Genomic DNA, 26075 nt, shown 5'->3' with positions numbered 1-26075 from the left:
GGGATAAACGCTTCAGGCTCAGAGTATTGCCAGAACCTTGCCGCAATAGGACTTGGACACCGGGTTCATGCGCGTGGCGCCATGGCCGGCATTGTATTTGAGGATGGTGTTGCAGGTCTCGCCACCACCGAGATCATGGGCGGCAGCCAGATATTTCATGCCGTACTTGATGTTGGTTTCCGGATCGAACAGGCCCTTGGCGGCGCCGGAATAACCCATCATGCGGGCCGTTGCAGGCTTGATCTGCATCAGGCCGATTTCACCGTGGCTGCCGCGCGCATTCGGATTGAAATTGCTTTCGACGCGGATGACCGCGGTCGCCAGCGCAACAGGTACATTATATTGGTTCGCATATTTGCTGATCAGCGCGGAATAGGAATTGGCGGAAACATCGGCGACGGGATAGCCGCTCTGGCGCTCGACCGTCTTCAGCGGGCGTTCCGCCGTCTTGAGCGGACGCTTCGCCGGCTTGACCGAACGTTCCGCTTTCTTCAACGGACGCTCTGCCTTCTTCGAAGGACGCTCGACTTTCTTCACCGGCGCATCGGATCGCACACCCCAATCATTCGCAAAGGCAAAGCTATTTCCCGCCAGCACCATGCCAACGCACGTTGCAGCAACAACAATCAGTTTTCTCATGTAGTCTTGAACACTCCGACCCAAAGAATTTCCAGACGGCGCGCCTCGCTGTCATAATGAATTCTAGATCAAAGAGCGATCTGAATTCACGGTAATTCTTATCGTTTCACATAACGCCCGCGGTTTAACTCGAAAACAATCACGAGACCGCTTGGCGGACGTTCTTAGACCATCGCAATGAGGAGATAATAGGGAAATGATGTGGCAGGCCGAATTTCGCGCTGCAATGCGAAATTCGGCGTTTCAGTAATTGCCGAGGAATCAGGAATAGCGCGGCAGCGCCGACAGCAGCCGATGCAACGTGTCGATCGTCGAGAAATCGGCGATGCCATCCACCCGTTCAGGCCGGAAATGGCGCTGGAAAGCTTCTACGTCGCCCGCCGTCTTGTCGGAAAATTGGCCTGTGATTTCAGTGCTGTATCCATAGAGAGACAGCATTGACTGCAGCGCTTCGACAGGCTGGCCGGCATCACCCCGCTGGAAGAAGCGCCCGCCGGTGATCGTTGCCGGCTCGACCCAGTGCCCGATGCCCGCCCTGTGGAGCTCGGCCCAGGGGAATTTTTCGCCCGGATCGACCTTGCGGACTGGGGCCACATCGGAGTGCCCAAGGACTCGTTCCGGTGCGATCGACCAACGTTTGACACAGTCGCGACACAATTCGATTACCGCGGCGATCTGTTCTTTCGGATAATCGGGAAGCCCGCCGGGGTGGCCGGCATTGGCGATCTCGATGCCGATCGATAGCGAATTGATATCCGTCTCGCCGTGCCAGCTGCTCTTGCCCGCGTGCCAAGCACGCCGGACCTCCGGTACGAGCTGCACCACCTCGCCGTTCTCATGCACGAAGTAATGGCTGGAAACCTGGCTCTCGGCGCGACAGAGCCAGTCGAGCGCGCCGAAAGCCGTCGGCATGCCGGTATAGTGCAACAGGATCATGTCCGGACGACGCCCGTCCGCGCGCTCGCCATGGTTCGGCGAAGGCTGCACGCGGGCACTCCCGCAGTCGGCCTCGAAAGAGGTCATGCGGCGCGGCGTTCCTTCTCGATCGCCTCATAGGCGGCGTTCAGCGCCGCCATGCGCTCATTGGCAATAACATGGAACTCCCTCGGCACGCCGCGCGAGATCAGCCGATCCGGATGATGTTCGCTGACGAGACCATGATAGCGGCGGCGGATGGTCGGGAAATCGTCCGAGGGCAAAACACCGAGCACCTTGTAGGGATCGCCCCCGGACGAGACGTGACGGGCGGCAATCTGCTCGAAGCGCGTCTCGCTCATCTGGAAGATCTCGCCGATATGACTGAGGAAATTCAATTCTTTCTCGTGGATCAGCCCATCGGCTTTGGCGATATGGAAGAGACCGTCGAGCACGTCTTCCAGTACCGTGCAATTGGCCGCGCAGGTAACGCAGAGCGTCGAGAGCCGTTCGGCATAGGCTTCGTAGCCGGCCACGTCCTGGCGTGCGAGGTTGTAAAGCCTGGCGACGTTCTTTGCCTGGTCTTCAGGGAATTCGAAGATTTCGCGGAAGGCTTCGACTTCCTTCTCGCTGACGATGCCGTCGGCCTTGGCCATCTTGGCCGACAACGCGATGATCGCCACGGAGAAAGCCACCTTGCGCCGGGTCTCGGGATCGCCTTCGAAAACCGTTCGGATAGCCTCGACGACCGCAGACAGCGCATTGCCCGCGGTATTGCCAATGGCATTCAACAGTTTTTCCCAGAAGGACATCGAAATCTCTCGCATGCTTGTCGACTTATATGCAAACAGCTTGACCAAAGAATCGTAGCCTTTGCAAGGCGACTATTGGTCGTAGGACCGAACACAGTTTTCACGATTTGGTAATTGTCGCAACGCAGCAAAGGTTCCTCGTGCGCTCGGCACCTCCGCTTCGCAGCGCGCCGCGCCGGCAATTTCCACAAGAGTTCTCGGCAGTCAGAACGGGCTTGAAACGATTATATCAGCTCTTAGGGTCGCCGCGCGGCAGAAAGGCGCTTTTTCGTAAATTCTTTACTTTACAGGCTCCTTTCCCTGCCGCATCCATGCCCTCATGCATGTTGCCCGGAAGTGTGCAGCGGGTCCGGGATAACGACATGCATGAAAACAATGCACTGAAGCGCGTCGCTCGAGTCGAATTCGATGCGACGCCTATAGCTGACGCCGCCGCACCGAAACGCCATAGGAGGGATCATGGCCAAGCAGAAAGTTGCAATGCTGACCGCCGGAGGCCTGGCGCCCTGTCTTTCCTCCGCCGTCGGCGGCCTCATCGAACGCTACAGCGACATTGCCCCCGACCTCGATATTGTCGCCTACAAGTCCGGCTACCAGGGCGTATTGCTCGGCGACAGCATCGCGATCACCCGCGAGATGCGCGAAAAGGCGCCACTGCTGCATCGTTATGGCGGGTCGCCGATCGGCAATAGCCGCGTCAAGCTCACTAATGCCGCCGACTGCGTCAAGCGCGGCCTGGTCAAGGAAGGCGACAACCCGCTCAGGGTCGCCGCCGAACGCCTCGCCAATGACGGCATCACCATTCTCCACACGATCGGCGGCGACGACACCAACACCACCGCCGCCGACCTTGCCGCCTATCTCGCCGCCAACGGCTACAACCTCACCGTAGTCGGCCTGCCGAAGACCGTCGACAACGACGTCGTGCCGATCCGCCAGTCGCTCGGCGCCTGGACGGCCGCAGAGGTCGGCGCACATTTCTTCGACAATGTCGGCAATGAACAGACGGCCGCGCCCCGCACCCTCGTCATCCACGAGGTCATGGGCCGCCATTGCGGCTGGCTGACGGCCGCTACCGCCCGCGCCTATCTCCAGCGCACCAGCCGCAACCAGTATGTCGATGGCCTGATGATGGACGCGCATCTCAAAAGCATCGACGCCGTCTACCTGCCTGAAATGGCCTTCGACCTCGACGCCGAGGCCGCCCGCCTGAAGGAAAGCATGGACCGCAACGGCCACGCCACCGTCTTCGTCTCCGAGGGCGCTTGCCTCGACGCCATCGTCGCGGAGCGCGAAGCCGCCGGCGAGACCGTCAAGCGCGACGCCTTCGGCCATGTGAAGATCGACACGATCAACGTCGGCGCCTGGTTCCAGAAGCAGTTCGCCAGCCTGCTGAACGCCGAGCGTTCTCTCGTGCAGAAATCAGGCTACTTCGCCCGCTCGGCGCCTGCCAATAGCGACGACCTCCGGCTGATCCAGAGCATGGTCGATCTCGCCGTCGAAAGCGCGCTCAACAAAGTCTCCGGCGTCACCGGCCACGATGAAGCGCAAAACGGTAAATTGCGCACTATAGAATTCCCGCGCATCAAGGGCGGCAAGGCTTTCGACCTGTCGACGGCATGGTTTGCCGAAGTCATGGACAATATAGGCCAGAAATACAAAGAAGCGTGATTGACGGATGGTTAATATGGTGTCTTTGCTTGTTCCTGAGGAATAGGAGGAGACACCATGTCACTTGAAGCCTGGTTCGCTTTTGCGGCCGCATCCGCCATCATGCTGGCCATTCCGGGGCCGACGATACTGCTCGTCGTTTCCTATGCGCTCGGTCATGGACGCAGGACTGCGTTTGCGACGGTGGGCGGCGTGGCACTTGGTGACTTCACCGCGATGACCGCGTCTCTCTTTGGGCTCGGCGCCGTCCTGGCCGCCTCCGCCGCGCTTTTCGCCGTCTTGAAGTGGATCGGCGGCGCCTACCTGATCTGGCTGGGAATCAAGCTGTGGCGGGCTCCAATCATCGGCGAACTTGTTGCCGACAACGACAATCTGCCGGAGGAAAAGTCGCTCAAGATTTTCCTCCACGCATATGTCGTCACGGCGCTAAATCCGAAGAGCATTATCTTCTTCGTCGCCTTCGTGCCGCAGTTCCTCGATCCCGCCTTACCCTTCTTCGGGCAGATGGCGATCATGGAAGCGACCTTCCTGGTGCTGGCGATCCTCAACGCCGCCACCTACGCGTTTCTCGCCCATTCCGCTCGTGGACTGATTCGCAAGGCAAGCGTCCAGCGCGCCGTAAACCGGACGGGCGGCACTCTGTTGATCGCCGCAGGCGCCGTAACGGCCGGCTATCGCCGCATTGCGGCTTAGAAATCCGGGTATCGCCCTGTTTCAGCTTGGAAATAATCCGTGGTTGCCGGAATGCCACAAATAGGTTAATGGGGTCGGCAGGGTTTAAGCTTTTTAGTAACTTTTATAACGCTGCCGGGGCGGCGCGATTTCACGAAAGTGGCGGAATGGTAGCGATCGGATTGTCCGGCCTGAAACGCAGTCTTGTCGTTTCGACGATACTCTGCGGCGTGATGACGGGATGCGCCAGCGTCGAATACACCTCCCAGGCCGAACTGACAGCCGCCCAGACCGTGGTGCCGATGCCGAAACCCGGTGAAGATGCCACACTTGCGGCTATCCCGACAGCGGAGGGCGCGGCCGGTCAGGTCGCCGGTGCCACCATTCCCCCGGCATCACCCTCACTGACCGCAACGGCGATGCCGAGCGTGACAGCCCCTCAGCCTGCCGATCTTCCCATGCAGCCGGCGGCCTATGCGCAGATCCCGCTGACGCCCGAGATGACGGCGATCCAGTCCGTGGTGCCGACGCCGCGTCCGGGAACCCCGGCGCAGCCGACGACGCAGCTCGCCTTTGCGGCGACACCGCAAAACAGTGCGCTTGCAGCACTTGCCGCAGTCGACACCACACCGCGTGCCAGCATGGATTACGGTTTCGACGAATCCGGGCCGATCGATCCGCCGACGGCACCGCCGATGTTCAGTGACGACGACAAAGACGATGCGCCGACGGTCGAAAAGAGCTTCGTCACCAAGCTCATTCAGAAATATTCGAAGCTCTACGAAATTCCCGAGACCCTGCTCCACCGCATTGTCCATCGCGAGAGCCGCTACAATCCCAAGGCTTACAACAAGCGCGGCTATTTCGGCCTGATGCAGATCAAGTACAATACGGCCAAGTCCATGGGGTATGACGGCGCTCCGGGCGGTCTCTTCGATGCCGAGACCAATATCAAATATGCCGCAAAATATCTGCGCGGCGCTTGGCTCGTCTCCGACAGCAGGGAAGACGATGCCGTGCGCCTCTATGCGCGCGGCTATTATTACGACGCCAAGCGCAAGGGCATGACCGACATCGCCCAGGGCAACTATTAAACAATAAACGACTGGAACGACGGAAGTCGCCTATGGCTGCGGCTGCGCTGGCTGTTGCGACACGGCCTGCTGTTGCGGTGCTCCCGTTTGCGGCAAGGCCCCCAGAACAGCCTTGAGAAGCGTCTGCGGCTGATAGCCGAGCCAGCTCGGTGTCAGGCCGAGTCTCACGACGACCAGATCGGCAGACGGCACGATCGCCATGCTCTGCCCATCATGCCCCGTCAGCCAGAACGTATCCTCAGGCAGCCCAGATTTAGCATTTGAACCGCCGGGCGCCAGCCAAGCCTGGCCCTGCGTATAGCGGCCGTTCGACGCTGCCGTCGGCGTGCGCATGGCGCCGACAAAACCCTCCGGCAGCAGCCGCTGGCCGTCCCAAACTCCGTCCTGCAGCAGGAACTGCCCGAAACGCGCCCAGTCATGCGCCGTCGCATAGAGATAGGAGCTTCCGGCAAAGGTGCCGCGCGCATCGAGTTCGAAGACGGCGCTCGTCATGCCGAGCGGCGAAAACAGCGCGTCGCCAGGATAGGAAAAGGCCGCCTGTGCATTACCGACCCTATCCATCCAGATGCGTGACAAAAGCACCGCCGTGCCGCTCGAATAGCGGAAGCGCTTGCCGGGCTCTGCCTCCATCGGTGCGTTGGCCGGCAGCGATACCATGCCGGGATCGAGATAGAGCATGCGCGTCACATCGGCGACATCGCCATAATCCTCGTTAAAGGCAAGGCCGCTCTCCATGCCGAGCAGATCGGAGACCTTGATCTTGGCGCGCCCGTCGTTCTTCCACTGCGCCAGCAAATCGTCGTCGTCGAAGGAAATCTTGCCGTCGAGCATCAGCCGGCCGACGATCGCAGCATTCACCGTCTTCGTCATCGACCAGCCGATCAGCGGCGTCTTCGCGGAAAAGCCGGGACCATAGGCTTCGGCAACAATGCGACCATTGCGCACCACCACGATCGCCCGCATGGCCGGGCCGGCAAGCCGGGCATCGGTAAGCAGAGCGGCGATCTTCGCGTCACGCCGATCGCCGGCGCCCTCCACCTCCGGCCATAGGGCCTCGTTCACCTCCACCCCCGCCGGCACATCGAAAGGCACCGCATTTGCCGCCGCCTCGAAATTGCCATCTGGCACGCTCGTACAGCCGAAAGCGCCGCGATACAGCGCATAGCTTGGCGCAAATAGTCCCAGGAAACGCGCCGTCACCCGGCCGTTGTCGCGGTCGACGCTGACGCGCACCAGCCGCAGCAGCGGATTTCCGGGCGCCTGAACATCATCTTCGAGCACCTCCTCGGCCTCCCGGCCAGCGATGAAGACATTGGAACAGACGATCTTGGCCGCATAGCCGTCGCCGACACGCAGCAGTTCCGGCGGCCGGACGAAGAGCCAGCCGCCGGCGCCGATAACGAAGAGTACGACAAGGAGAGCAAGCGCCTTCAGAATACGCAGAACAAATCGCATGGCATTCCTCCATACCGGGAGAGAAGCAGGAATCACAGGCGCCGGAAAGAGGCCGCAGCCAAGAACAGCCGCCATTGCGATCACTTTACCGGGAGGGCGATCTTTCCGGAGAACGGCGCCCCACAGCCCACGTCATCAAACTGTAGCAGTGGCGCGCTACACGCCCTGAACGCTAAAAAGGTGACAGACTCATGTCAGAATTTGCACCGGATGCCGGCTTCCGCAAGAACCGGAAACTCAAGGACGCCCTTCTCCGCCACAAGGCTTTTTCGAAGGATGGATTTTCCGAGCGTCTCTTCGGCCTTCTCTTCTCCGGCCTCGTTTATCCGCAGATCTGGGAGGATCCGGATCTCGACATGCAGGCAATGGAGCTGAAGCCCAACCATCGCATCGTCACCATCGGCTCCGGCGGCTGCAACATGCTCGCTTATCTCTCCAAGGCTCCGGCCTCGATCGACGTCGTCGATCTCAACCCGCACCATATCGCGCTGAACCGCCTGAAGCTTGCCGCTTTCAAGCATCTTCCCGGCCATACCGATCTCGTCCGCTTCCTGGCCATGCCGAACGAGAAGTCGAACAGCCGCGCCTATGACCAGCATCTCGCCGCCCAGCTCGACGAGGCGACCCGCAGCTATTGGAACGGCCGCAAGTTCGGCCGCCGCCGCGTCACCATCTTCGACCGCAACATCTACGAAACCGGGCTGCTCGGCCGCTTCATCGGCGCAGCCCACCTTCTTGCCCGCCTGCATGGCGTCAAGCTGCGCGAGATGACCAAGACCCGCTCGATCCGCGAGCAGCGCCAGTTCTTCGAAGAGCAGATCGCGCCGCTGTTCGAAAAGCCGGTGGTCCGCTGGATCACCGGGCGCAAGAGCTCGCTCTTCGGCCTCGGCATCCCGCCGCAGCAATATGACGAGCTCGCAAGCCTCGCCGCCGATCATTCGATCGCCCCGGTCTTGAAGCACCGCCTGGAAAAGCTCGCCTGTCATTTCCCGATGCGCGACAACTATTTCGCCTGGCAGGCCTTCGGCCGCCGCTATGGCACGCAAGAGGAAGGCCCGCTGCCGACTTATCTGAAGTCGGAGCACTACCAGGTGATCCGCGCCAATGTCGATCGCGTCAACGTCCATCATGCAAGCTTCACCGAGCTTCTGGCCCGCGAGCCGGCCGCCTCGCGCGACCGCTACATCCTGCTCGACGCGCAGGACTGGATGACGGACGAGCAGCTGAACGACGTCTGGCGGGAAATCACCCGCACGGCGCGTGACGGCGCCCGCGTGATCTTCCGCACTGCCGCCGAAAAGAGCATCATCGAAGGCCGCCTGTCACCCTCGATCCGCGACCAGTGGGATTATTTCGAGGAGAAGTCGCGTGAACTGACGGCGCTCGATCGCTCGGCAATCTACGGCGGCTTCCACATTTACGGGAAGAAGGCGTGAGCAAGGTCGGTACCGAGACGGCAGGAAAGAGCAACGAACATGCCAGCCTGATGGATGGCATGTACCGCTACCAACGCCACATCTACGACCTCACCCGCAAATATTACCTTCTCGGCCGCGACAGCACGATCCGCAATCTCGACGTGCCGGACGGCGGCACCCTGCTCGAGGTCGGCTGCGGCACCGGCCGCAACATGGCCTTCGCCCACAGGCATTTCCCGACCGCCAAGCTGTTCGGCCTCGACATTTCCCAGGAAATGCTGATTTCGGCCCGCAAGACCTTCGCCACCAAGGCGACGATCCCGGAATTCCGCGTCTCCGACGCCACGGCGTTCACCCCGCGCGAATTCGGGGTCAGCGGCTTCGACCGCATCCTGATATCCTATGCCCTGTCGATGATCCCGGACTGGGAACGCGCCGTCGATGCATCGATCGCCGCACTCAATCCCGGCGGCCAGTTGCACATCGTCGATTTCGGCCAGCAGGAAGGCCTGCCGGGCTGGTTCCGGCGCATGCTGCAGTCATGGCTTGCGAAATTCCACGTCACCCCGCGCCCCGACATGCGCGAGGTCCTGGAAGCGCAAGCCCATGAAAACAGCGCAAGATTGGTGTTTGAAACCGTCGGCGGCGGTTATGCCTGGCGGGCGGCGATTATCAGCAAGCGCTCATAATTCACTTGAAACTAACCGTTTTTTTACGTTGATATGGTGAAAAGAGGGTTATCCTCTGCTGACTCGTCATTTCCGAAGGTCAAGCTGTGGGGCAAAGAGATCATTCGAGTTACGACGGGACGCCCATGCGCCGGCTTTTGTTTTGCGTTTTGCCCCTGGCCATCATGCTGGCCGGCTGCACCTCCTCTGGTCATGACTATCTCGAAACGGCATCGATCAAGCCCAAGACGCGCTTCAAGGACACCGATCCTCAGGACTTCGGCCCAAAGCATCCGCAGCAGAATGCGATCCATGGCATCGACATCTCCAAATGGCAGGGCGATATCGACTGGGCGACGGTGAGGAATTCCGGCGTCGGCTTCGCCTTCATCAAGGCGACGGAAGGCAAGGACAGGGTCGATCCGCGCTTCGACGAATACTGGCGCGAGGCGCGCGCCGCCGGCATCCCGCACGCCCCCTATCATTTCTATTATTTCTGCTCTTCGGCCGACGAGCAGGCCGACTGGTTCATCCGCAACGTGCCGAAGGAGGCCATGCGCCTGCCGCCGGTGCTCGACGTCGAATGGAACGCCGAATCGAAGACCTGCCGCTACCGCCCCGACGCGGAAACGGTGCGCTCCGAAATGCAGCGTTTCATGAACCGGCTGGAGGCTTACTACGGCAAGCGTCCGATCATCTACACCTCGGTCGATTTCCACCGTGAAAATCTCGCCGGCTACTTCCAGGATTATCATTTCTGGGTCCGCTCGGTGGCAAAACACCCCGAAGTGACCTATTCCGACCGCCGCTGGGCCTTCTGGCAATATACCTCGACCGGCGTCATTCCCGGCATCAAGGGGCCGACCGACATCAACGTCTTTGCCGGCAGTGCAAAGAACTGGAACAATTGGGTCGCGACCGTTTCCAAGGATAGAAATTCTTAGTAACGTCTTGCAATGTTTCTTGCTTCCGTCACATTCCTCTGTGAAAGCGACGGCAATCTGTTTGATATAAGGACCGCATCCATGCACCGCTCGCTCGCAAGCCGCTCTGCACTCGCCCTTCTGTTTGCCCTCGCCCTCGCCGGCGGCGCGGCCGCCCAGCAGGCGCCGGACTCAGCCCCGGCCGCGCCTTGCGGCGGCGATCTTTCCGCCTTCCTTGACGGCGTCAAGAAAGATGCGGTTGCCACCGGCGCAAGTGCTGCAGCCGCCGACGCGGCCCTTGCCGGCGCCGAGATCGACCCCAAGGTCCTCAGCCGGGATCGGGCCCAGGGCGTCTTCAAACAGACCTTCCTCGAATTCTCCCAGCGCACCGTCAGCCAGGCCCGCCTCGACATCGGCCGCCAGAAGATGAAGCAATATGCCGACGTCTTTGCCCGCGCCGAGCAGGAATTCGGCGTTCCCTCCGGCGTCATCACCGCCTTCTGGGCGATGGAAACCGATTTCGGCGCTGTCCAGGGCGATTTCAACACCCGCAATGCCCTGGTGACGCTGTCGCATGACTGCCGCCGCCCGGAGCTTTTCCGCCCGCAGCTGATCGCCCTCATCGAGATGGTCCAGCACGGCGATCTCGACCCCGCCACCAATACCGGCGCCTGGGCGGGCGAGATCGGCCAGGTTCAGATGCTGCCGCGCGACATCATCGCCTATGGCATGGACGGCGATGGCGACGGCCATGTCCGCCTGAAGCAGAGCGGCCCGGACGCCATCCTGACGGCGGCGAAATTCATCCAGCATCTCGGCTTCGAGCGCGGCCAGCCCTGGCTGCAGGAAGTCACCCTGCCCGATAATCTGCCCTGGGAGAAATCCGGCCTCGGCGGCACGATGAAGGCAGGCGAATGGTTCGCGCTCGGCGTCAAGCCGCGCGACGGCAATACCGCCTTCGGCAACCTCGAAGGCGACCTCGTGCTGCCGCAGGGCCGCATGGGACCGGCCTTCATCGCCTACCCGAATTTCAAAATCTATCTCGAATGGAACAAGTCGTTCATCTACACGACCTCGGCCGCCTATTTCGGGACCCGGCTTTCCGGCGCTCCGACCTATCTCAAGGGTGTGCCGGAACAGGGGCTCGCCAACGACCAGATGAAGACGCTGCAGACCAAGCTGCAGTCGCTCGGTCATGATGTCGGCGAGATCGACGGCATCCTCGGCTCCGGCACGCGCGTCGCGATCCAGAAGGAACAGCAGCGTCTCGGCATTCCGGCCGACGGCTGGGCGACGCCTGCCCTGCTCAACGCCCTCTGATCCCACGGATGTCGCACCGCTGCCCGCTTCGCAAGAAACGGGTGGCGCTGGCCGCAGTCTGCCCTAAACATAGTGGTGAAGAATCGCCGCCCATTATCGGCAGACGATAGGGCGGCGAAGCGGCCTTGCGTGGAGGAACCGGCATGGACAGCAGGATGAATGCCTGGACCTGGAGCCTGCTGGTCCTGCTCGGCCTGATCTGGGGCGGCTCCTTCTTCTTTGCCAGCATCGCCGTCCAGCATGTGCCGCCACTGACCCTCGTCTTCCTCAGGCTGCTGCTTGCAGCCCTGGCGCTGCATCTCTATATCGCCGGCCGTTTCGACATCTATTCGATCCTCAAGGCCCGCTGGCGTGAATTCCTGATCCTCGGGCTGATCAACAATGCCCTGCCGCATGCGCTGATCTTCTTCGGCCAGACCCGCATCGGCGCCGGCCTCGCGGCGATCCTGAACGCGACGACGCCGATCTGGACCGTGCTCATCGCCAATTATTTCACGTCAGACGAAAAGCTGTCGTCGGCAAAAATCGCCGGCTGCCTCGTCGGCCTGGCCGGAACGATCGTGCTGATCGGCCCCGGCATCTCGGCCGGTGGCGAGGCGCCGCTCTGGGCGCTGCTTCTACCGGTACTGGCCGCCATCTCTTACGGTTTCGCCGCCACTTACGGCAAACGTTTCAAGACTATTCCCGCCCCGGTCACCGCCGCCGGCCAGCTGACCGCCTCCTCACTGATCACTTTGCCGCTATCGCTGCTGGCCGATCGTCCCTGGACGCTCCCCTTGCCGGAAGTCGATATTCTCCTCGCCATCCTGGCGCTGGCGCTGGTATCGACCGCATTCGCCTATATTCTCTATTTCCGGATCATGGCGGCAGCCGGTGCCACCAACGCCTCGCTCGTCACCCTGCTGGTGCCGCCGAGCGCCATCCTCCTCGGCGTGCTATTCCTTGGCGAAAGGCTGGCACTCGGCGAACTCGCCGGCATGGCGCTGATCGGTTTCGGACTCGTCATTCTCGATGGCCGCGCCTATCGCGTGCTGATACGCACCGCCTGAAAGTCGGTTGCAGTTTCCCTATATTTTCAACCGCTTGCGCGCCGGCCATGTTTTAGGCGCATAGGTAAATCTGTGATCGCCGGATTTAACGCCACGTTAAAAATTGTGAACAAAAATTTCGCGATAATTACATATTGATTTCAATTACTTGCGGAAATGCTGTTCGACTTATCCACCGCGCCCTTCTGCAGCGCAGCATAGAATTCGCTTTCCAACCGACATATTTCAGACATAATATCGACCGGTTAACGCGAGGAGACAGACATGGGACTCACGCAATCCTTGAATGTTCTGTTGGTCAGTGCAGCGTTTGCTTTCGTCTTGTCCATGCTCTTCATCTGAGCCGGCCGATACCGAGGCGTAATGACTGGTAGTACCTGAACTCCCCTGATCAATCCGCCAATAAAAAAAGCGCATGTCCCGCCCGACATGCGCTTTTCACTTTTGAACTCGAAAGATCAGGCGGCCGCGCCCGCACTTTTCGCCGCCCGCCGCGAGAGACCGAGATTGTCGAGCACAGCGGAAACCAGCGGCGAACGGTTCATTGTATAGAGATGGAACTCATGAAGGCCCCGCCGGACGAGATCGTCGATCTGCTCGGCGGCGACATCGGCTGCGACCTTCGCCCGTTCTTCGGGCTTGTCGTCGAAGCCGGCGAAGCGCTCGTCGAGAAAGGCCGGGATGATCGTGCCGCAGGCACCGGCGAAACGCTTCAACTGCGTCAGGTTCTGGATCGGCATGATACCCGGCACAATCGGGATCGAGATGCCGGCAGCGCGCACCTTCTCCAGGTAGCGCTCGAAATTGTCGTTGTCGAAGAAGAACTGCGTCAGCGCCCGGTCGGCGCCATTATCGGCCTTGCGCTTGAGCATGTCGATATCGGCAGCCGTATCGCGGCTCTCCGGGTGTTTTTCAGGATAGGCGGAGACCGAAATCTCGAAATCACTGATCGCCTTGAGGCCAGCCACCAACTCCGCCGCATTGGCGTAGCCGCCGGGATGCGGCTGGTAGGGCGCGCCTGCGCCTCCGGGCGCATCGCCGCGCAACGCCACGAAATGCGTCACGCCGACCTTGCGGAAGGTCTCGATCATCTGATGCGTCTCTTCCTTCGTCGCGCCGACGCAGGTCAGGTGCGAGGCGGTGGCAAGCGGCGTCTGCGACAGGAACCGTGTGACGGCAGTCAGCGTCGGCGCCTTGGTGGTGCCGCCGGCCCCATAGGTCACCGAGACGAAATCCGGATCCCAATCCTGCAGTTCGCTGACCGTCTGCCAGAGCTGGCCCTCCATCTCTTCCGATTTCGGCGGAAAGAATTCGAAGGAAATCCCGATATTGCGGCCGCGTTCCTCGTTATTCAAAGCCATGTCATACTCTCCCGGCAAATGTAGGTTCGGCGCCTTCGCTTAGTTGCGAAGCCATGAGGCGCCTCGGATCGCGCGCGAGCCAGACGGTGACCGTCAACCCCTGCCCGCTCTGCTGACCCGGATGAAGATCGACGACCTGCTCGACGTCGAGCCCGGCCCTGTGCAGCCAGTCGGATATCGCCTGGTGCGAAAAACCGAGACGGACATGCGCATGCTCGTCGCGGAGATATTCGAGCGTGTGCGGCGCAAGGTCGATGACCACGAGCCTGCCGCCCGGCCGCAGCATGCGCGCCGCTTCGGCGATCGCAATCTCCGGCTGGTCGAAGAAATGCAGTACCTGATGGATCGTCACCAGGTCGAAATCCTGGCCTTCGAACGGCAGGTTGAGGATATCGGCGTGGCGCACGGTGGCCTTGGTGATGCGGGATTTGTCGAGATTGGCGCGCGCCACGCTTAGCATGTCGCGGCTGGCATCGACGCCGATCGCCCGGCGGTAGAACCCCGACAAAAGCTCGAGGATGCGGCCGGTGCCGGTGCCGAGATCGAGCAGCGAATCGATCGGCTGGCTGCCGAGCAGCCGGATGACGGCGGCGTCGACCTCTTCATCGGCGGCATGCAGGCGGCGAAGCTCGTCCCATTCCGCCGCGTTGCGGCTGAAATAGGCCTGTGCCCGCTCGGCCCGCTGACGCTTAACCTGCGACAGCCGTTCGCCGTCGCGAAGCACGGTCGGATCGTTTTCGGAGACATGCTTGAGCAATGCCCGCACCAGCATGGCCGCCTTGCCGTCCTGCTTGAGGCGGAAATAGGCCCAGGCGCCTTCCTGGTAGCGTTCGATCAGTTCGGCCTCGCCGAGCAGCTTCAAATGCCGGGAGATGCGAGGCTGGGATTGGCCGAGAATTTCGGTAAGATCGGTCACCGTGAGGTCGCCGCCGTCGAGAAGCGCCAGAAGACGCAGGCGCGTGGGCTCGCCGGCCGCCTTCATGACGTCCACCAGGCCATCCAGTCCTAGCTTCAAGGGTTCGCTCATCTCTAGTCCAATCAAGATATAAAGATATCTTTATGTGATTTGGATTACGGTGACAAGCGACAATTCGCACTTGAGCGAAATTGCCTGCTCAAATTGCGACAGCGGGAATACAAAAAAAGCCCCGGCCGAACCGGGGCTTCTCGACTGCAAAAACGGCTGCGATCAGCGCGTCAGGCGCTTATGAGCCTGGCTGCCTGGGTTGAGCGCGTCGGGACCGAGACGGCGAATCTTGTCCTGTTCATAATCCTCGAAGTTACCTTCGAACCATTCGACATGGCCTTCGCCTTCGAAAGCCAGAATGTGCGTCGCCAGACGGTCGAGGAACATGCGATCGTGGCTGATGATGATGGCGCAGCCGGCGAACGCCTCAAGCGCGCTTTCCAGCGCACCCAGGGTTTCCGTATCGAGGTCGTTGGTCGGTTCGTCGAGCAGCAGAACGTTGCCGCCAGCCTTCAGCATCTTGGCAAGGTGAACGCGGTTGCGCTGGCCGCCCGAGAGGTTGCCGACCTTCTGCTGCTGATCGCCGCCCTTGAAGTTGAAAGCGCCGCAATAGGCTCTGGAGTTCATATCGAACTTGCCGAGCTTGATGATTTCGGCGCCGCCCGAGATTTCCTCCCAGACGGTCTTGCTGCCATCCAGTGCATCGCGGCTCTGGTCGACGTAACCGAGATGGACCGTCTCACCGATGCGCACGGATCCGGCGTCCGGCTTTTCCTGGCCGGTGATCATCCGGAACAGCGTCGTCTTGCCGGCGCCGTTCGGGCCGATGATGCCGACGATGCCGCCCGGCGGCAGCTTGATCGACAGGTCGTTGATCAGCGTGCGGCCCTCGAAGCCCTTGGTGATGCCTTCCATCTCGATGACCACCTGGCCGAGGCGCTCGCTGACCGGGATGATGATCTGTGCGTCGCCGGGGCGCTGCTTTTCAGCCGCTTCCACCAGTTGTTCATAGGACTTGATACGCGCCTTGGATTTGGCCTGACGGGCTTTCGGGCTAGAGGCGATCCATTCCTGTTCGCGGCTGATCGCCTTCTGGCGTCCTGCCTCTTCCCGGTTTTCCTGCTGCATGCGCTTGGCCTTGGCGAGCAGGTAGGCCGAGTAATTGCCTTCGTAGGGAATGCCGCGGCCGCGGTCGAGTTCGAGGATCCAGCCAGTGACGTTGTCGAGGAAGTAGCGATCGTGGGTGATCATCATCACGGCGCCCGGATAGTCACGCAAATGCTTTTCGAGCCAGGCAATCGTCTCGGCGTCCAGGTGGTTGGTCGGTTCGTCGAGCAGCAGCAGGTCCGGCTGCGAAAGCAGCAGGCGGCAGAGCGCGATACGGCGGCGCTCGCCACCCGACAGGCTGGTGACATCGGCGTCGCGTGGCGGGCAGCGCAAGGCTTCCATCGCCATCTCGACCTGGCTTTCCAGATCCCAGAGGTTCTGGCTGTCGATGATGTCCTGGAGCTTTGCTCCCTCTTCCGCCGTCTCGTCGGAATAGTTCATCATCAGCTCATTGTAGCGCTCGAGTACGGCTGTCTTCGAGGCAACGCCTTCCATGACGTTTTCGAACACCGTCTTGTTGGGATCGATGTGCGGCTCCTGCTCGAGGTAGCCGACCGTCGCTCCTTCGGCGAGCCAGGCTTCGCCGGTATATTCCTTGTCCTGGCCGGCGATGATGCGCAGCACAGTGGATTTACCGGCGCCGTTTGGCCCGAGAATACCGATCTTGGCATCCGGGTAGAAGGAAAGGTGGATGTTCTCCAGGATCTTCTTGTTGCCATAGGCCTTGTTGAGGCCGGACATATGATAGATGAACTGACGTGCCATGCTGCGCTGCTCCGGGCGGGAAACTTCGATTGTGCCGCTATGTAGGCGAAACAGCGCCTGCGGGCAACGCCGAAACCCGGTTTAGGCAGGATTTCCGGTCAGAAGCCCGCAGCGTCGACGACGCCCTCGTCGCAGCCGAACGTCGTTTTTCCCGCGCCCTGGATCAGATCCGCAAGGCCGGCGCTTTTCGCCGACGCCGCCCCGGCGGCTTCAGAAAGCCCGATCGTCAACCCGCTGACCATTTTGACATTGCCGGCCCGCCGGCAGCTCATCTTGACGCGATCGCCGGCACCAGGGCCGAAGCTCTTGTCGAAAGCCGCCTTGATTGCCTCGGCCTTAACCGGCTTGCCGATATTGGCGGCGAAGAGATCGCGCACGGCCGAGGTGTTGAGCGCGCCCAGAAGATGCACCCCGACGCCGAAATAATCTTCGGCGCTCATTTTCGTACAGGTGCCGTGCTTCGTCCATTCATGCCGTTCCAGGCCGGATTGTGTGCCGGGCATCGCCTTGGACAGCGCCGCCTGCGTCTCGGCCGAAAGCGTCACCTCAGGCAATGTGTTCCACTTGCCGTCCTTGTCGGCAGCCTTCTGCTCGGCGCTCACGCCGCAATAATCCTGCCGCATCGGCCAGAGCCCGTGCAGCGAAAAATTCGTCGCATCGGGGCGCTCGCCGGTCTGGCTGGCGCATTCAGCTTTCTTCTGGTTCGTCTGGCAAAAGGCCGGCTGCCAGCTCGCCGCCAGAATAAAGCGGGTCGTCCCGCCGCCCTCCTGCGCCATGGCGGCGCCGGCAATTACCATCGATACGGCGACCGTCAAGGTACGCAACTGCATGCTGCTCATTTCAACCCCCAAAAAAGAACAATACAGGAACAAATAAGCACGAAGATGAAAAGTCCGCAACCCTGAATCGTAGCGTTGCCGCATTTTGTTATCGGATGAACCCGGAATGGATGTTGCTTTTGGACGCTGATCTGGTCTGTTGCGTCGGGGAGGATCCAGATGTTTTCTGAAACGCAAAGGCTCGCGGCGCCGGGAGCATCGCTCGCCTATCACCATGCCGAGGCCGCCGGCCCGGGGCGCGGCATCCTGTTGATATCGCACGGTCTCGCCGAACATTCGAAACGCTATCTCACTTTTGCCGAAGCGATGGCGGCGCGCGGTTATCACGTCTATGCCCATGACCACCGCGGCCACGGCGAGACGACGGCGCCCGACGCGCCGGTCGGCCGTTTCGCCCGGCGGGGCGGCGTCGACAGGGTGACCGGCGACGTCCTTACCATGCGCGCCCACGCGGCCATGCTCCATCCCGGCCTGCCGGTCATCCTCTTCGGCCATTCGATGGGCGGCCTCATCGCCCTCAATACAGCCGTCACGGCGCCGGCCGATTTCGACGCCGTCGCCGTCTGGAATTCGAATTTCGCCGTCGGCCTGGCCGGCCGCGCCGCCCAGGCGATCCTTTTGGCCGAGCGCATGCTGAAGGGCTCCGATGTGCCGAGCGGCCTGTTGCCGAAGCTCACCTTCGCAGCCTGGGGAAAATCGATTCCGGGCCGCCGCACCGAGTTCGACTGGCTGTCGCGCCTTCCCGGTGAAGTCGACAAATATATCGCCGATCCGCTCTGCGGCTTCGATGCTTCGGTGTCGCTGTGGCTCGATCTCTTCGAACTGACGTTTCGCGCGCCGCAGAAGCTCTATTTGGACCGGCTGCCGCGCGATATGCCGATCCATCTGGTCGGCGGTGGAGAGGATCCGGCCACCGAACGTGGAAAAGCCATCCTCTGGCTGTCAAACCATTTGAAAGCCTGCGGCTTCTCTCGTATCAGCACTCAGATATATCAGGACATGCGGCACGAAACGCTGAACGAGATCGGCGCTGATGCAGCGATTGCAGCCTTCGTGGAATGGTGCGACGAGGCCGTCGTAAGATCCTGAGCGAAAGAGATTCCGTCATGAGCAGCACCTCCGCCCGCCCTGCTTCCTCAGCCTCCGAGGTGACGACGGGGCTCGCGCTGATGTTTCTGTCGGTGATGTTTTCGCCGCTCATCGATATTTTCGCCAAGCTTGCGGTTGTCACCATCCCGTCCGCCGAGGTCACCGCCGGCCGCTTCGTCGTGCAGGCGCTGTTCATGCTGCCGATCGTCATCTGGCGGCAGAGCTTTGCTGATTTCTCCTGGCGCCAGAGCCTGTTCCACGCTATCCGCGGCTTAATCATCACCGTCTCGATGATCTCTTTCGTCACCACGCTGAAATACATGGCGGTTGCCGACGCGATTGCGATCTTCTTCGTCGAGCCGATCATCGTGACGATCCTCGGCGGCATTTTCCTGAAGGAGACGATCGGCTGGCGGCGCTATACCGCCTGCGGCGTCGGCTTTTTCGGGGCCATGCTGATCATCCAGCCGAGTTTCCAGGAGGTCGGCTTTATCGCCCTTCTGCCTGTCCTTAGCGCCCTCTGCATCGCGATCTTCGTGCTGATGACCCGCGTCCTCTCGCACCGGGAAGATCCCTGGGCGATGCAGTTCCAGATGGGCATCTGGGGTCTACTCTTCTGCACTATCCTGCTTTTTATCGGCGAAGGAAGCGGCTCCGATCTTTTCGACCCCGTCATGCCGGTGGGTAGCGCCTGGTTCTACCTCGCCGGCGTCGGCGCCATGGCCGCGATCGCCGGCATCTTCGGCGTCTATGCCTATCGCGCAGCACCGGCCTCGACGCTGGCGCCGCTGCAATATTTCGAGATCGTCTCGGCGACGATCTTTGCCTGGCTGGTTTTCGGCGACTTTCCGAATGCGGTCAAATGGCTCGGCATCATGATCATCATGGCATCGGGCTTCTACATCCTCTGGCGCGAGCGCCGCTTTGCTTCAAAGCCTGTATCCGATACATCTGAGGTGACGCTGGCGCCGTAGAAACCGACGAGGGAATATGACGGAGACGACGAAGAAGCCGCCGCTTGCCGGCATCCGGGTGATCGAGCTTGCCCGGGTGCTCGCCGGCCCCTGGGCGGGGCAGATGCTCGCCGATCTCGGCGCCGACGTCATAAAGGTCGAAAACCCGGACGGCGGCGACGATACCCGCCAATGGGGCCCCCCCTTCGTCGAAGGTGCCGATGGCAAAAACCTCTCGGCCGCCTATTATCACGCCGCCAATCGCGGCAAGCGCTCGATCACCGCCGATCTGAAGACCCCCGAAGGCCAGGATCTCGTCCGCCGTCTCGTATCGACTGCCGATGTAGTGATCGAGAATTTCAAGCTTGGCGGCCTCGTCAAATACGGCCTCGATTACGACAGCCTGCGCAAGCTGAATCCGAAGCTCGTCTACTGCTCGATCACCGGCTTCGGCCAGACAGGCCCCTATGCCGGCCTCGCCGGCTATGATTACATCGTCCAGGGCATGTCCGGCTTTATGTCGATAACAGGCGAGCCGGACGGCCAGCCGATGAAGGCCGGCGTTGCCATCGCCGATATCTTCACCGGCATCTATGCCGTTTCGGCGATCGAAGCTGCGCTGATCCACGCGTTGAAAACGGGCGAAGGCCAGTTCGTCGACATGGCGCTGCTCGACGTGCAATCGGCCGTGCTCGCCAATCAGAACATGAACTACCTGGTCTCCAGCGCCGCACCGACCCGCCTTGGTAATGCCCATCCGAATATCTCGCCCTATGAGGTCGTGCCGGTGGCGGACGGTTATCTTATTCTCGCGGTCGGAAACGACGGCCAGTTCCGCCGCCTCTGCACCATCCTCGGCCTGGAGACAATTGCCGGCGACGAGCGCTTTTCCACCAACAAGGCCCGCGTCGCCAATCGCGGCGATGTCCGCCTTCTCATCTCCACCGAGACGCTGAAATGGCAGAAGGCGGATCTCCTGAAAGCCTGCGAGGAGAATGCGGTTCCATCAGGCGCGATCAATACGATCGAGGAGATGTTCGCCGACCCGCAAATTGAGGCCCGCGGCTTGCGCATCGACCTTACGGACGCCGCCGGCACCGTAATCCCCGGGGTCAGGACGCCCGTGGTGCTGTCGGAGACGCCGTTGCGTTACACCAGGCCAAGCCCGCGTCTCGGCGAGCATCAAACAGAAATTCTGGCGGAACTCACCGAGCTTGAGAGGAAGGCATCGTCATGAAAAAGGCATCACTATGAAAAAGACGGGCGGGGAACTGATTGTCGAGGCGCTGAAGGCGAACGGCGTCAAGCGTCTGTCCTGCGTACCAGGCGAGAGTTTCCTCGCCGTCCTCGACGCGCTGCGCGACAGCGAGATCGACGTGCTCGTCTGCCGCCAGGAGGGCGGGGCGGCGATGATGGCGGATTGCTGGGGCAGGCTGACCGGAGAACCCGGCATTTGCATGGTCACCCGCGGCCCCGGCGCCACCAACGCCTCCGCCGGCCTGCATATATCGAAGCAGGATTCGATCCCGATGATCCTCTTCATCGGCCAGGTGCAGCGCGAAGCCCGCGAGCGCGAGGCCTTCCAGGAGGTCGAATTCCGCCGCGCCTTCACCGAATTCGCCAAATGGGTGGGCGAGATCGATGATGCCGCCCGCATCCCCGAATTCGTCACCCGCGCCTTCGCGATCGCCACCTCCGGCCGCCCCGGCCCCGTGGTGCTGACGCTGCCGGAGGATATGCTGCGCGACGAGGTCGAAGTGCCCCGCGCCAAACACTATGTCAGCGTCGAGGCCCATCCCGGCCGCCGCCAGATCGACGACTTTTATCTAAGACTCTTGAAGGCCGAGCGGCCGATGGTGATCCTCGGCGGCACGCGCTGGGATGCCGATGCCGTCGCCGATTTCGCCATCTTTGCCGAGCGTTTCCAACTGCCGGTCGGCTGCTCCTTCCGCCGGCAAATGCTGTTCGATCATCTCCATCGCTGCTATGCCGGCGATGTCGGCATCGGCATCAATCCGGCACTCGCCAAGGAGATCAAGGAGAGCGACCTGCTGATCCTGCTCGGCGCCCGCATGTCGGAAATGCCCTCCTCGTCCTACACGCTGATCGACATCCCCTACCCCCAGCAATCGCTCGTGCATATCTACCCCGATGCCTCCGAACTCGGCCGTCTCTACCGCCCGGATCTCGCGATCTGCGCCGCACCTGCCGATTTCGTCGCGGCACTTGCCGATTTGGAAGCACCGGCCGAGCCGCACTGGGCGGAACGCACGCAGCGCATGCACCAGGCCTATCTCGCCTGGTCGAAGCCGCCGGCGACAGGCCCAGGCGCCGTCCATATGGGGCCGATCATGGAGTGGCTGGAGGCCAATACCGGGCCGGACACGATCTTCACCAACGGCGCCGGCAACTACGCCACCTGGGTGCATCGCTTCCATCGTTTTCGCCGCTTCAATACCCAGGCCGCCCCCACCTCCGGATCGATGGGTTACGGCCTGCCCGCCGCCGTCGCCGCCAAGCGGTTGTTTCCCGAACGTGAAGTCATCTGCTTTGCCGGCGACGGCTGTTTCCTGATGCACGGCCAGGAATTTGCCACCGCCATCCGCTACGGCCTGCCAATCATCGCGGTCGTCGTCAATAACGGTATCTACGGCACGATCCGCATGCATCAGGAGCGCGAATATCCCGGCCGCGTCAGCAATACCGATCTGACCAATCCCGACTTCGCAGCCCTGGCCCGCGCCTATGGCGGCCATGGCGAGACGGTGGAAAGCACGGAGCAATTCGCGCCCGCCTTTTTGCGGGCGCGCGAAAGCGGCAATCCGGCGATCATCGAGGTGAAGCTCGATCCTGAAGCGATCACGCCGACACGCACGCTGTCGGAAATCGCGCAAACAAAAAGCCGGTAGGTCCGTGACTGACCCCAATCAGGGTCAGTTCACGCACCCACCGGCTTCGAGGAACAGACCTGCGGCGACCTTTAGTCGATCGCGGCCGTGACGATGAACTCGACCTTGTATTTCGGGGCGGCGAGCTTGGCTTCGCTGGTGGCGCGGGCCGGCGGATTGGCCGGATCGATCCAGGCTTCCCAGGCGGCGTTCATCTCGGCAAAATAAGCGATGTCGGAGAGATAGATGATCGTTTGCAGGATCTTCGACTTGTTGCTGCCGGATGCAGCCAGCAGCCGGTCGACTTCGGCAAGCGAGGACTTGCACTGATCGGTGACGCTTTCGCCCTCGCCGACCTGGCCTGCGAGATAGACCGTGTTGCCATGAATGACGGCGCCGCTCATGCGCGCGCCGACGTCGATACGCTTAATGCTCATTGTAGTCTCCTGAGTGAATGGAAGGTGGCGGCGCTGCGGTCCAGCGCCGGAAAATCGGCAGCCGGAACGAGCTTAGCTACGGATATGGTGGGTCTTTTGGTAGATCGCCGTCGAGCGGGCGCCGGAGCGGCAATAGCCGAGCATCGGCCGCGGGAATTCGTCGAGCGCATCGACCATACCCTGCACCGCTTCTTCGGTCACCCCCATCGGCCCGACAGGCACATGAGCGATATCGAGTCCAAGTTCTCTAGCGCGCGCCTCGATGACCGAGAACGACGTCTGATCGGGGCTCTCATGGTCGGGGCGATGGCAGACGATCGATTTGAACCCCAGCGCCTTGATCTCGTCGAGCTCCTCAAGCGTGATCTGGCCCGAAACAGAATATTCATCGTCGATCTGGCGAATATCCATCGTCTTGTCTCCTCAAAATCGTGGGCTGAAGGTCTACGACGGGAGGCCGGCAAGCGTCAACAACACTTCACTTACACAAAGGCAAAGGTTAGCGCGTAGCTGCGGCTTTCGCCGGGCGCCAGCATGTTGAACTCGCCGGCTGCCTCAAGCTCGTCGCGCAACACCCAGCGATGCGAAACCGGCTCGATGCCGATGATATGAGCCGGCGCCTTCTGGTTTCGCCAGACCTGCAGATAGGGCAGCGTGTCGGCGCGGAAACGGACACGGAGCGTCCTGCCGCCGATCGCAGCGATCGGTCCGAGGCGGATTTCCGCGAAGCCCTCCTCCGTCGCCGGCGCCGGCACGCAGAAGATGCCGCCCGGCTCCTCGCCGAACGTCCAGGGGAAACCGCCATTTTCCAGCATCTGGCCTTCGAGCCGTGTGTCCTCGTCCAGCCATTTGCCGCCGGTGTTCATGTGGTACATCAGGAAGGTCGGCACCGTCTGGTCGCTGGTGTTGACGACCCGGTCCTCGAGCTGCACCTCACCGGTCGCCCCGTCGATTCGCCATAGCCGCTCGATGCGCTGCGGCAGTCCCTCGATGGTTACGATGTCGATGTCGGCGCGGCATTCGGCATTGCCCTTCTCAAACTTCGTCCACAGCACCTTGGCCGCATGGCCGGAGGCCGATCCGTGCAGCGGATAGACATTACCGTGGGCGCGGCCGGCGATCGGCTGGCGATGGCGGATATGGTCCGGCCCGCAGGTGAAGAGGAAGCCTTCGAGCGAGTGATCGATTCGCGGATCGCCGTCGTCGGGAATGGCGCGCTTCGGCGCGATGTCGACACCTTCGACGATGCATCCGCCGATATCCAGCACCGATGTTTCATCCAGCATCAGGTGCGGCCCGCTTGCGGCGGCAAATTCGATCATCGCAGTCTCCTTGAGGGTTTATGCCCGCCTCAGCGTTAGGTTTTGCGCCGTCATTCGTCAATCGGCGCCATTCCCATCTTGTGTTTTTGCCGCAACCAGGGATTTTGCGGAACTGACACGGAGACGCAAACGTTTATGAGTAAAAGGAAATCTTAGTGATTTTCATATTTTGTTCAGCACGCTTTCATAAATTCCACACTAGCGTCAAAATTCGCAGGTGTGTGTCGGCCAGTCACTGTTCGAGGTGTGAGACGTGAATCGCTTTTTGAAGTCGGCATTTTCGCTTGCGGCCGTGCTGGCAGCCATTACGGCGGCAGCACCGGAGGCCGGCGCGCAGCAGTTCCGCGACCGCCGCCAGAGCGACGTCGTGCTGGTCACGCCGACCGGCGAGATCCTCGATTATGTCCCGCGCGGCTATAACTACGCCCGCGACCGCAGCGGCAACCGCGTGCTGATCGATGACTACGGCAACGTTGTCGCCACCGAGATGCGCGCCCGCGGCTACTATCCGCCGCGGCCCGGTCCGCGCGATGTCTATGCCGACCAGGGCGGCAACGATCCCTATTATGCCGACGACAACACCTATGGCGACACGCGTTATTCCGAGCGTGGTGCGGTCACCGGCGGCATCCCGCGCGATGCGGCGATCGAACGCCGGCCGCTCGGCGAGCAGCCTTATCCCCAGGACAACAGCATCGGCAATCCGCAGTCCGGCGACAACTATGCCTCGATCGACCCCGACCAGCAGATCCCGCCCGCCGACGCGCCCACGGCCGCGCCTGATGAACCGGTTATCACGCTGAAGAACAAGTCGAAGCCCGAGATCGTCGCGTTGCAGGTCTTTCTCGATCGCGCCGGCATCTCGCCCGGCGTCATCGACGGCCATATGGGCTCGAATGTCACCAAGTCGATCTATGCCTATGACCAGATGACCGGCTCCAAGCTCGACCCCAACGACACGGATGCCATTCTGGAAGAACTACGCATGAACGGCGGCCTGCCCGTCGTCAGCTACACGATCACCCCGGCCGATGCGGCAGGCCCCTTCGTCGCACAGATCCCGGAAGACTATTCGCATAAGGCGCTGCTACCGTCGCTTGCCTATACATCGACCACCGAAATGCTGGCCGAGCGCTTCCACATGGACGAGGCCTTCCTGAAGGAGATGAACCCCGGCGCCGATTTCAGCGTTGCCGGCACCGTCATCAAGGTCGTCAATCCGGGCGAGCCGAAGAGCGGCGAGGTCGCCCGCATCATCGCCGACAAAGCCCGCAAGCAGGTCTTTGCCTATGACGGCGCCGGCAATCTCATTGCCGCCTATCCGGCATCGATCGGCTCCACCGACACGCCCTCGCCGTCAGGCACCGTGACGGTCGAGCGCGTCGCATTCAATCCCGGCTACACCTATAATCCGAAGATCAATTTCCAGCAGGGCGCCAACGACAAGATCCTCAACATTCCGCCCGGCCCGAACGGCCCCGTCGGCACCGTCTGGATGGCGTTGTCCAGGCCGACCTACGGCATCCACGGCACGCCAGAGCCTTCCAAGATCGGCCGCACCCAGAGCCACGGCTGTATCCGCCTGACCAATTGGGATGCGACCGAGCTTGCCAAGATGGTTAAGCCGGGAGTGACGGTCGAATTCGTCGATTGAACCCTATTGCAGCAATGTGGCCGCCGGATCGCTCCACAGACCGCAACTGAAATGTGT

At 61.5% G+C, this 26075-nt stretch carries 24 protein-coding genes; 13 read left to right on the top strand and 11 right to left on the bottom strand.

The genetic code is table 11. The annotated features are described in order from the left end of the window. Nucleotides 1–18: 18 nt before the first annotated feature. The 3 genes from ATY29_RS33830 to ATY29_RS33820 form a co-directional block, all read right to left on the bottom strand. Nucleotides 19–639: a lytic transglycosylase domain-containing protein gene (locus tag ATY29_RS33830; RefSeq protein ID WP_003565072.1), complete on the bottom strand. Its 621-nt coding sequence runs from the start codon at nt 637–639 to the stop codon at nt 19–21. Nucleotides 640–900: 261 nt separating this feature from the next. Then, nucleotides 901–1662 (bottom strand): N-acetylmuramoyl-L-alanine amidase, encoded by a 762-nt coding sequence (locus ATY29_RS33825; protein ID WP_003565074.1) that lies wholly within the window; start codon nt 1660–1662, stop codon nt 901–903. Next, the gene (locus ATY29_RS33820; protein WP_003565076.1) at nt 1659–2366 is read right to left on the bottom strand and encodes a J domain-containing protein; all 708 of its coding nucleotides are present in this window, start codon (nt 2364–2366) and stop codon (nt 1659–1661) included. The genes ATY29_RS33825 and ATY29_RS33820 overlap by 4 nt, the downstream gene beginning before the upstream one ends. Before the next feature lie 459 nt (nt 2367–2825). Between ATY29_RS33820 and ATY29_RS33815 the strand changes: the two genes are divergently transcribed. The 3 genes from ATY29_RS33815 to ATY29_RS33805 all read left to right on the top strand — a co-directional run bounded on the left by ATY29_RS33815 (nt 2826) and on the right by ATY29_RS33805 (nt 5803). Next, nucleotides 2826–4037 (top strand): pyrophosphate--fructose-6-phosphate 1-phosphotransferase, encoded by a 1212-nt coding sequence (locus ATY29_RS33815; protein ID WP_025416640.1) that lies wholly within the window; start codon nt 2826–2828, stop codon nt 4035–4037. Nucleotides 4038–4094: 57 nt separating this feature from the next. After that, entirely contained in the window at nt 4095–4730 is a 636-nt protein-coding gene (locus tag ATY29_RS33810) for a LysE family translocator (RefSeq protein WP_097534101.1), read from the top strand. 146 nt (nt 4731–4876) lie between these two features. After that, entirely contained in the window at nt 4877–5803 is a 927-nt protein-coding gene (locus ATY29_RS33805; protein WP_097534100.1) for a lytic transglycosylase domain-containing protein, read from the top strand. A 30-nt stretch (nt 5804–5833) separates the two neighbouring features. Here ATY29_RS33805 and ATY29_RS33800 read toward each other — a convergent pair whose 3' ends face one another. Continuing rightward, nucleotides 5834–7258, bottom strand: coding sequence for a serine hydrolase domain-containing protein (locus ATY29_RS33800; protein WP_097534099.1), 1425 nt, complete (start codon nt 7256–7258; stop codon nt 5834–5836). A gap of 191 nt (nt 7259–7449) precedes the next feature. Here ATY29_RS33800 and ATY29_RS33795 point away from each other — a divergent pair, with 191 nt between their 5' ends. The 5 genes from ATY29_RS33795 (at nt 7450) to ATY29_RS33775 (ending at nt 12636) form a co-directional block, all read left to right on the top strand. After that, the gene (locus tag ATY29_RS33795) at nt 7450–8694 is read left to right on the top strand and encodes a BtaA family protein (protein ID WP_097534098.1); all 1245 of its coding nucleotides are present in this window, start codon (nt 7450–7452) and stop codon (nt 8692–8694) included. After that, the gene (locus ATY29_RS33790) at nt 8691–9365 is read left to right on the top strand and encodes a class I SAM-dependent methyltransferase (protein WP_097534097.1); all 675 of its coding nucleotides are present in this window, start codon (nt 8691–8693) and stop codon (nt 9363–9365) included. The genes ATY29_RS33795 and ATY29_RS33790 overlap by 4 nt, the downstream gene beginning before the upstream one ends. Nucleotides 9366–9490: 125 nt before the next feature. Further along, complete coding sequence (locus ATY29_RS33785; RefSeq protein WP_003565088.1) at nt 9491–10288, top strand: glycoside hydrolase family 25 protein; 798 nt, start codon at nt 9491–9493, stop codon at nt 10286–10288. A gap of 81 nt (nt 10289–10369) precedes the next feature. Continuing rightward, nucleotides 10370–11587 carry a lytic murein transglycosylase gene (locus ATY29_RS33780; RefSeq protein ID WP_097534217.1) on the top strand — a complete coding sequence of 406 codons (1218 nt, stop codon included), beginning with the start codon at nt 10370–10372 and terminating at the stop codon, nt 11585–11587. Between the two features lie 143 nt (nt 11588–11730). Then, complete coding sequence (locus ATY29_RS33775) at nt 11731–12636, top strand: DMT family transporter (protein ID WP_097534095.1); 906 nt, start codon at nt 11731–11733, stop codon at nt 12634–12636. 458 nt (nt 12637–13094) lie between these two features. Here ATY29_RS33775 and metF read toward each other — a convergent pair whose 3' ends face one another. From metF to ATY29_RS33755, 4 genes are all read right to left on the bottom strand, one after another. Then, nucleotides 13095–13997 carry a methylenetetrahydrofolate reductase [NAD(P)H] gene (metF, locus tag ATY29_RS33770; RefSeq protein ID WP_097534093.1) on the bottom strand — a complete coding sequence of 301 codons (903 nt, stop codon included), beginning with the start codon at nt 13995–13997 and terminating at the stop codon, nt 13095–13097. A 1-nt stretch (nt 13998) separates the two neighbouring features. After that, nucleotides 13999–15024 carry an ArsR/SmtB family transcription factor gene (locus ATY29_RS33765; RefSeq protein WP_003565096.1) on the bottom strand — a complete coding sequence of 342 codons (1026 nt, stop codon included), beginning with the start codon at nt 15022–15024 and terminating at the stop codon, nt 13999–14001. Nucleotides 15025–15186: 162 nt separating this feature from the next. Then, a complete protein-coding gene (gene ettA, locus ATY29_RS33760) occupies nt 15187–16836 on the bottom strand; it encodes an energy-dependent translational throttle protein EttA (RefSeq protein WP_003565098.1) in 1650 nt (549 codons plus the stop codon). Nucleotides 16837–16934: 98 nt separating this feature from the next. Further along, nucleotides 16935–17675, bottom strand: coding sequence for a ribonuclease T2 family protein (locus ATY29_RS33755; protein WP_003565100.1), 741 nt, complete (start codon nt 17673–17675; stop codon nt 16935–16937). A gap of 159 nt (nt 17676–17834) precedes the next feature. Here ATY29_RS33755 and ATY29_RS33750 point away from each other — a divergent pair, with 159 nt between their 5' ends. From ATY29_RS33750 to ATY29_RS33735, 4 genes are read left to right on the top strand one after another with little or no spacing between them, the layout of a single operon-like run. After that, nucleotides 17835–18764: an alpha/beta fold hydrolase gene (locus tag ATY29_RS33750; RefSeq protein ID WP_097534091.1), complete on the top strand. Its 930-nt coding sequence runs from the start codon at nt 17835–17837 to the stop codon at nt 18762–18764. Nucleotides 18765–18781: 17 nt separating this feature from the next. Beyond that, a complete protein-coding gene (locus ATY29_RS33745; protein WP_097534089.1) occupies nt 18782–19738 on the top strand; it encodes a DMT family transporter in 957 nt (318 codons plus the stop codon). 16 nt (nt 19739–19754) lie between these two features. Further along, nucleotides 19755–20954 carry a succinate--glutarate CoA-transferase gene (gene caiB, locus ATY29_RS33740; RefSeq protein WP_097534087.1) on the top strand — a complete coding sequence of 400 codons (1200 nt, stop codon included), beginning with the start codon at nt 19755–19757 and terminating at the stop codon, nt 20952–20954. 13 nt (nt 20955–20967) lie between these two features. Then, nucleotides 20968–22626 carry a thiamine pyrophosphate-binding protein gene (locus ATY29_RS33735; RefSeq protein ID WP_097534085.1) on the top strand — a complete coding sequence of 553 codons (1659 nt, stop codon included), beginning with the start codon at nt 20968–20970 and terminating at the stop codon, nt 22624–22626. Nucleotides 22627–22697: 71 nt separating this feature from the next. Here the strand turns inward: ATY29_RS33735 and ATY29_RS33730 are convergent, their stop codons facing one another. The 3 genes from ATY29_RS33730 to ATY29_RS33720 form a co-directional block, all read right to left on the bottom strand. Continuing rightward, nucleotides 22698–23042, bottom strand: coding sequence for a RidA family protein (locus ATY29_RS33730; RefSeq protein ID WP_003565109.1), 345 nt, complete (start codon nt 23040–23042; stop codon nt 22698–22700). Nucleotides 23043–23114: 72 nt separating this feature from the next. Continuing rightward, nucleotides 23115–23453: a protein tyrosine phosphatase family protein gene (locus ATY29_RS33725; protein WP_003565111.1), complete on the bottom strand. Its 339-nt coding sequence runs from the start codon at nt 23451–23453 to the stop codon at nt 23115–23117. A 71-nt stretch (nt 23454–23524) separates the two neighbouring features. Further along, nucleotides 23525–24364 carry a DUF4432 family protein gene (locus tag ATY29_RS33720; RefSeq protein ID WP_097534083.1) on the bottom strand — a complete coding sequence of 280 codons (840 nt, stop codon included), beginning with the start codon at nt 24362–24364 and terminating at the stop codon, nt 23525–23527. 253 nt (nt 24365–24617) lie between these two features. Here ATY29_RS33720 and ATY29_RS33715 point away from each other — a divergent pair, with 253 nt between their 5' ends. Then, nucleotides 24618–26018 (top strand): L,D-transpeptidase, encoded by a 1401-nt coding sequence (locus tag ATY29_RS33715; RefSeq protein WP_097534081.1) that lies wholly within the window; start codon nt 24618–24620, stop codon nt 26016–26018. The last annotated feature ends 57 nt before the right edge of the window (nt 26019–26075 follow it).

Origin of the sequence: Rhizobium hidalgonense (assembly GCF_002914525.1) — a bacterium.
In the GTDB taxonomy this organism is placed as follows: Bacteria; Pseudomonadota; Alphaproteobacteria; order Rhizobiales; family Rhizobiaceae; genus Rhizobium; species Rhizobium hidalgonense.
This window is presented reverse-complemented; position numbering and strand designations above follow the sequence as displayed.

What these genes read in the sequence shown, in the direction of transcription:
- ATY29_RS33830 (WP_003565072.1), bottom strand. Translation starts at nt 639, where the DNA reads ATGAGAAAACTGATTGTTGTTGCTGCAACGTGCGTTGGCATGGTGCTG.
- ATY29_RS33825 (WP_003565074.1), bottom strand. Translation starts at nt 1,662, where the DNA reads ATGACCTCTTTCGAGGCCGACTGCGGGAGTGCCCGCGTGCAGCCTTCG.
- ATY29_RS33820 (WP_003565076.1), bottom strand. Translation starts at nt 2,366, where the DNA reads ATGTCCTTCTGGGAAAAACTGTTGAATGCCATTGGCAATACCGCGGGC.
- ATY29_RS33815 (WP_025416640.1), top strand. Translation starts at nt 2,826, where the DNA reads ATGGCCAAGCAGAAAGTTGCAATGCTGACCGCCGGAGGCCTGGCGCCC.
- ATY29_RS33810 (WP_097534101.1), top strand. Translation starts at nt 4,095, where the DNA reads ATGTCACTTGAAGCCTGGTTCGCTTTTGCGGCCGCATCCGCCATCATG.
- ATY29_RS33805 (WP_097534100.1), top strand. Translation starts at nt 4,877, where the DNA reads ATGGTAGCGATCGGATTGTCCGGCCTGAAACGCAGTCTTGTCGTTTCG.
- ATY29_RS33800 (WP_097534099.1), bottom strand. Translation starts at nt 7,258, where the DNA reads ATGCGATTTGTTCTGCGTATTCTGAAGGCGCTTGCTCTCCTTGTCGTA.
- ATY29_RS33795 (WP_097534098.1), top strand. Translation starts at nt 7,450, where the DNA reads ATGTCAGAATTTGCACCGGATGCCGGCTTCCGCAAGAACCGGAAACTC.
- ATY29_RS33785 (WP_003565088.1), top strand. Translation starts at nt 9,491, where the DNA reads ATGCGCCGGCTTTTGTTTTGCGTTTTGCCCCTGGCCATCATGCTGGCC.
- ATY29_RS33780 (WP_097534217.1), top strand. Translation starts at nt 10,370, where the DNA reads ATGCACCGCTCGCTCGCAAGCCGCTCTGCACTCGCCCTTCTGTTTGCC.
- ATY29_RS33775 (WP_097534095.1), top strand. Translation starts at nt 11,731, where the DNA reads ATGGACAGCAGGATGAATGCCTGGACCTGGAGCCTGCTGGTCCTGCTC.
- metF (WP_097534093.1), bottom strand. Translation starts at nt 13,997, where the DNA reads ATGGCTTTGAATAACGAGGAACGCGGCCGCAATATCGGGATTTCCTTC.
- ATY29_RS33765 (WP_003565096.1), bottom strand. Translation starts at nt 15,024, where the DNA reads ATGAGCGAACCCTTGAAGCTAGGACTGGATGGCCTGGTGGACGTCATG.
- ettA (WP_003565098.1), bottom strand. Translation starts at nt 16,836, where the DNA reads ATGGCACGTCAGTTCATCTATCATATGTCCGGCCTCAACAAGGCCTAT.
- ATY29_RS33755 (WP_003565100.1), bottom strand. Translation starts at nt 17,675, where the DNA reads ATGAGCAGCATGCAGTTGCGTACCTTGACGGTCGCCGTATCGATGGTA.
- ATY29_RS33750 (WP_097534091.1), top strand. Translation starts at nt 17,835, where the DNA reads ATGTTTTCTGAAACGCAAAGGCTCGCGGCGCCGGGAGCATCGCTCGCC.
- ATY29_RS33745 (WP_097534089.1), top strand. Translation starts at nt 18,782, where the DNA reads ATGAGCAGCACCTCCGCCCGCCCTGCTTCCTCAGCCTCCGAGGTGACG.
- caiB (WP_097534087.1), top strand. Translation starts at nt 19,755, where the DNA reads ATGACGGAGACGACGAAGAAGCCGCCGCTTGCCGGCATCCGGGTGATC.
- ATY29_RS33735 (WP_097534085.1), top strand. Translation starts at nt 20,968, where the DNA reads ATGAAAAAGACGGGCGGGGAACTGATTGTCGAGGCGCTGAAGGCGAAC.
- ATY29_RS33730 (WP_003565109.1), bottom strand. Translation starts at nt 23,042, where the DNA reads ATGAGCATTAAGCGTATCGACGTCGGCGCGCGCATGAGCGGCGCCGTC.
- ATY29_RS33725 (WP_003565111.1), bottom strand. Translation starts at nt 23,453, where the DNA reads ATGGATATTCGCCAGATCGACGATGAATATTCTGTTTCGGGCCAGATC.
- ATY29_RS33720 (WP_097534083.1), bottom strand. Translation starts at nt 24,364, where the DNA reads ATGATCGAATTTGCCGCCGCAAGCGGGCCGCACCTGATGCTGGATGAA.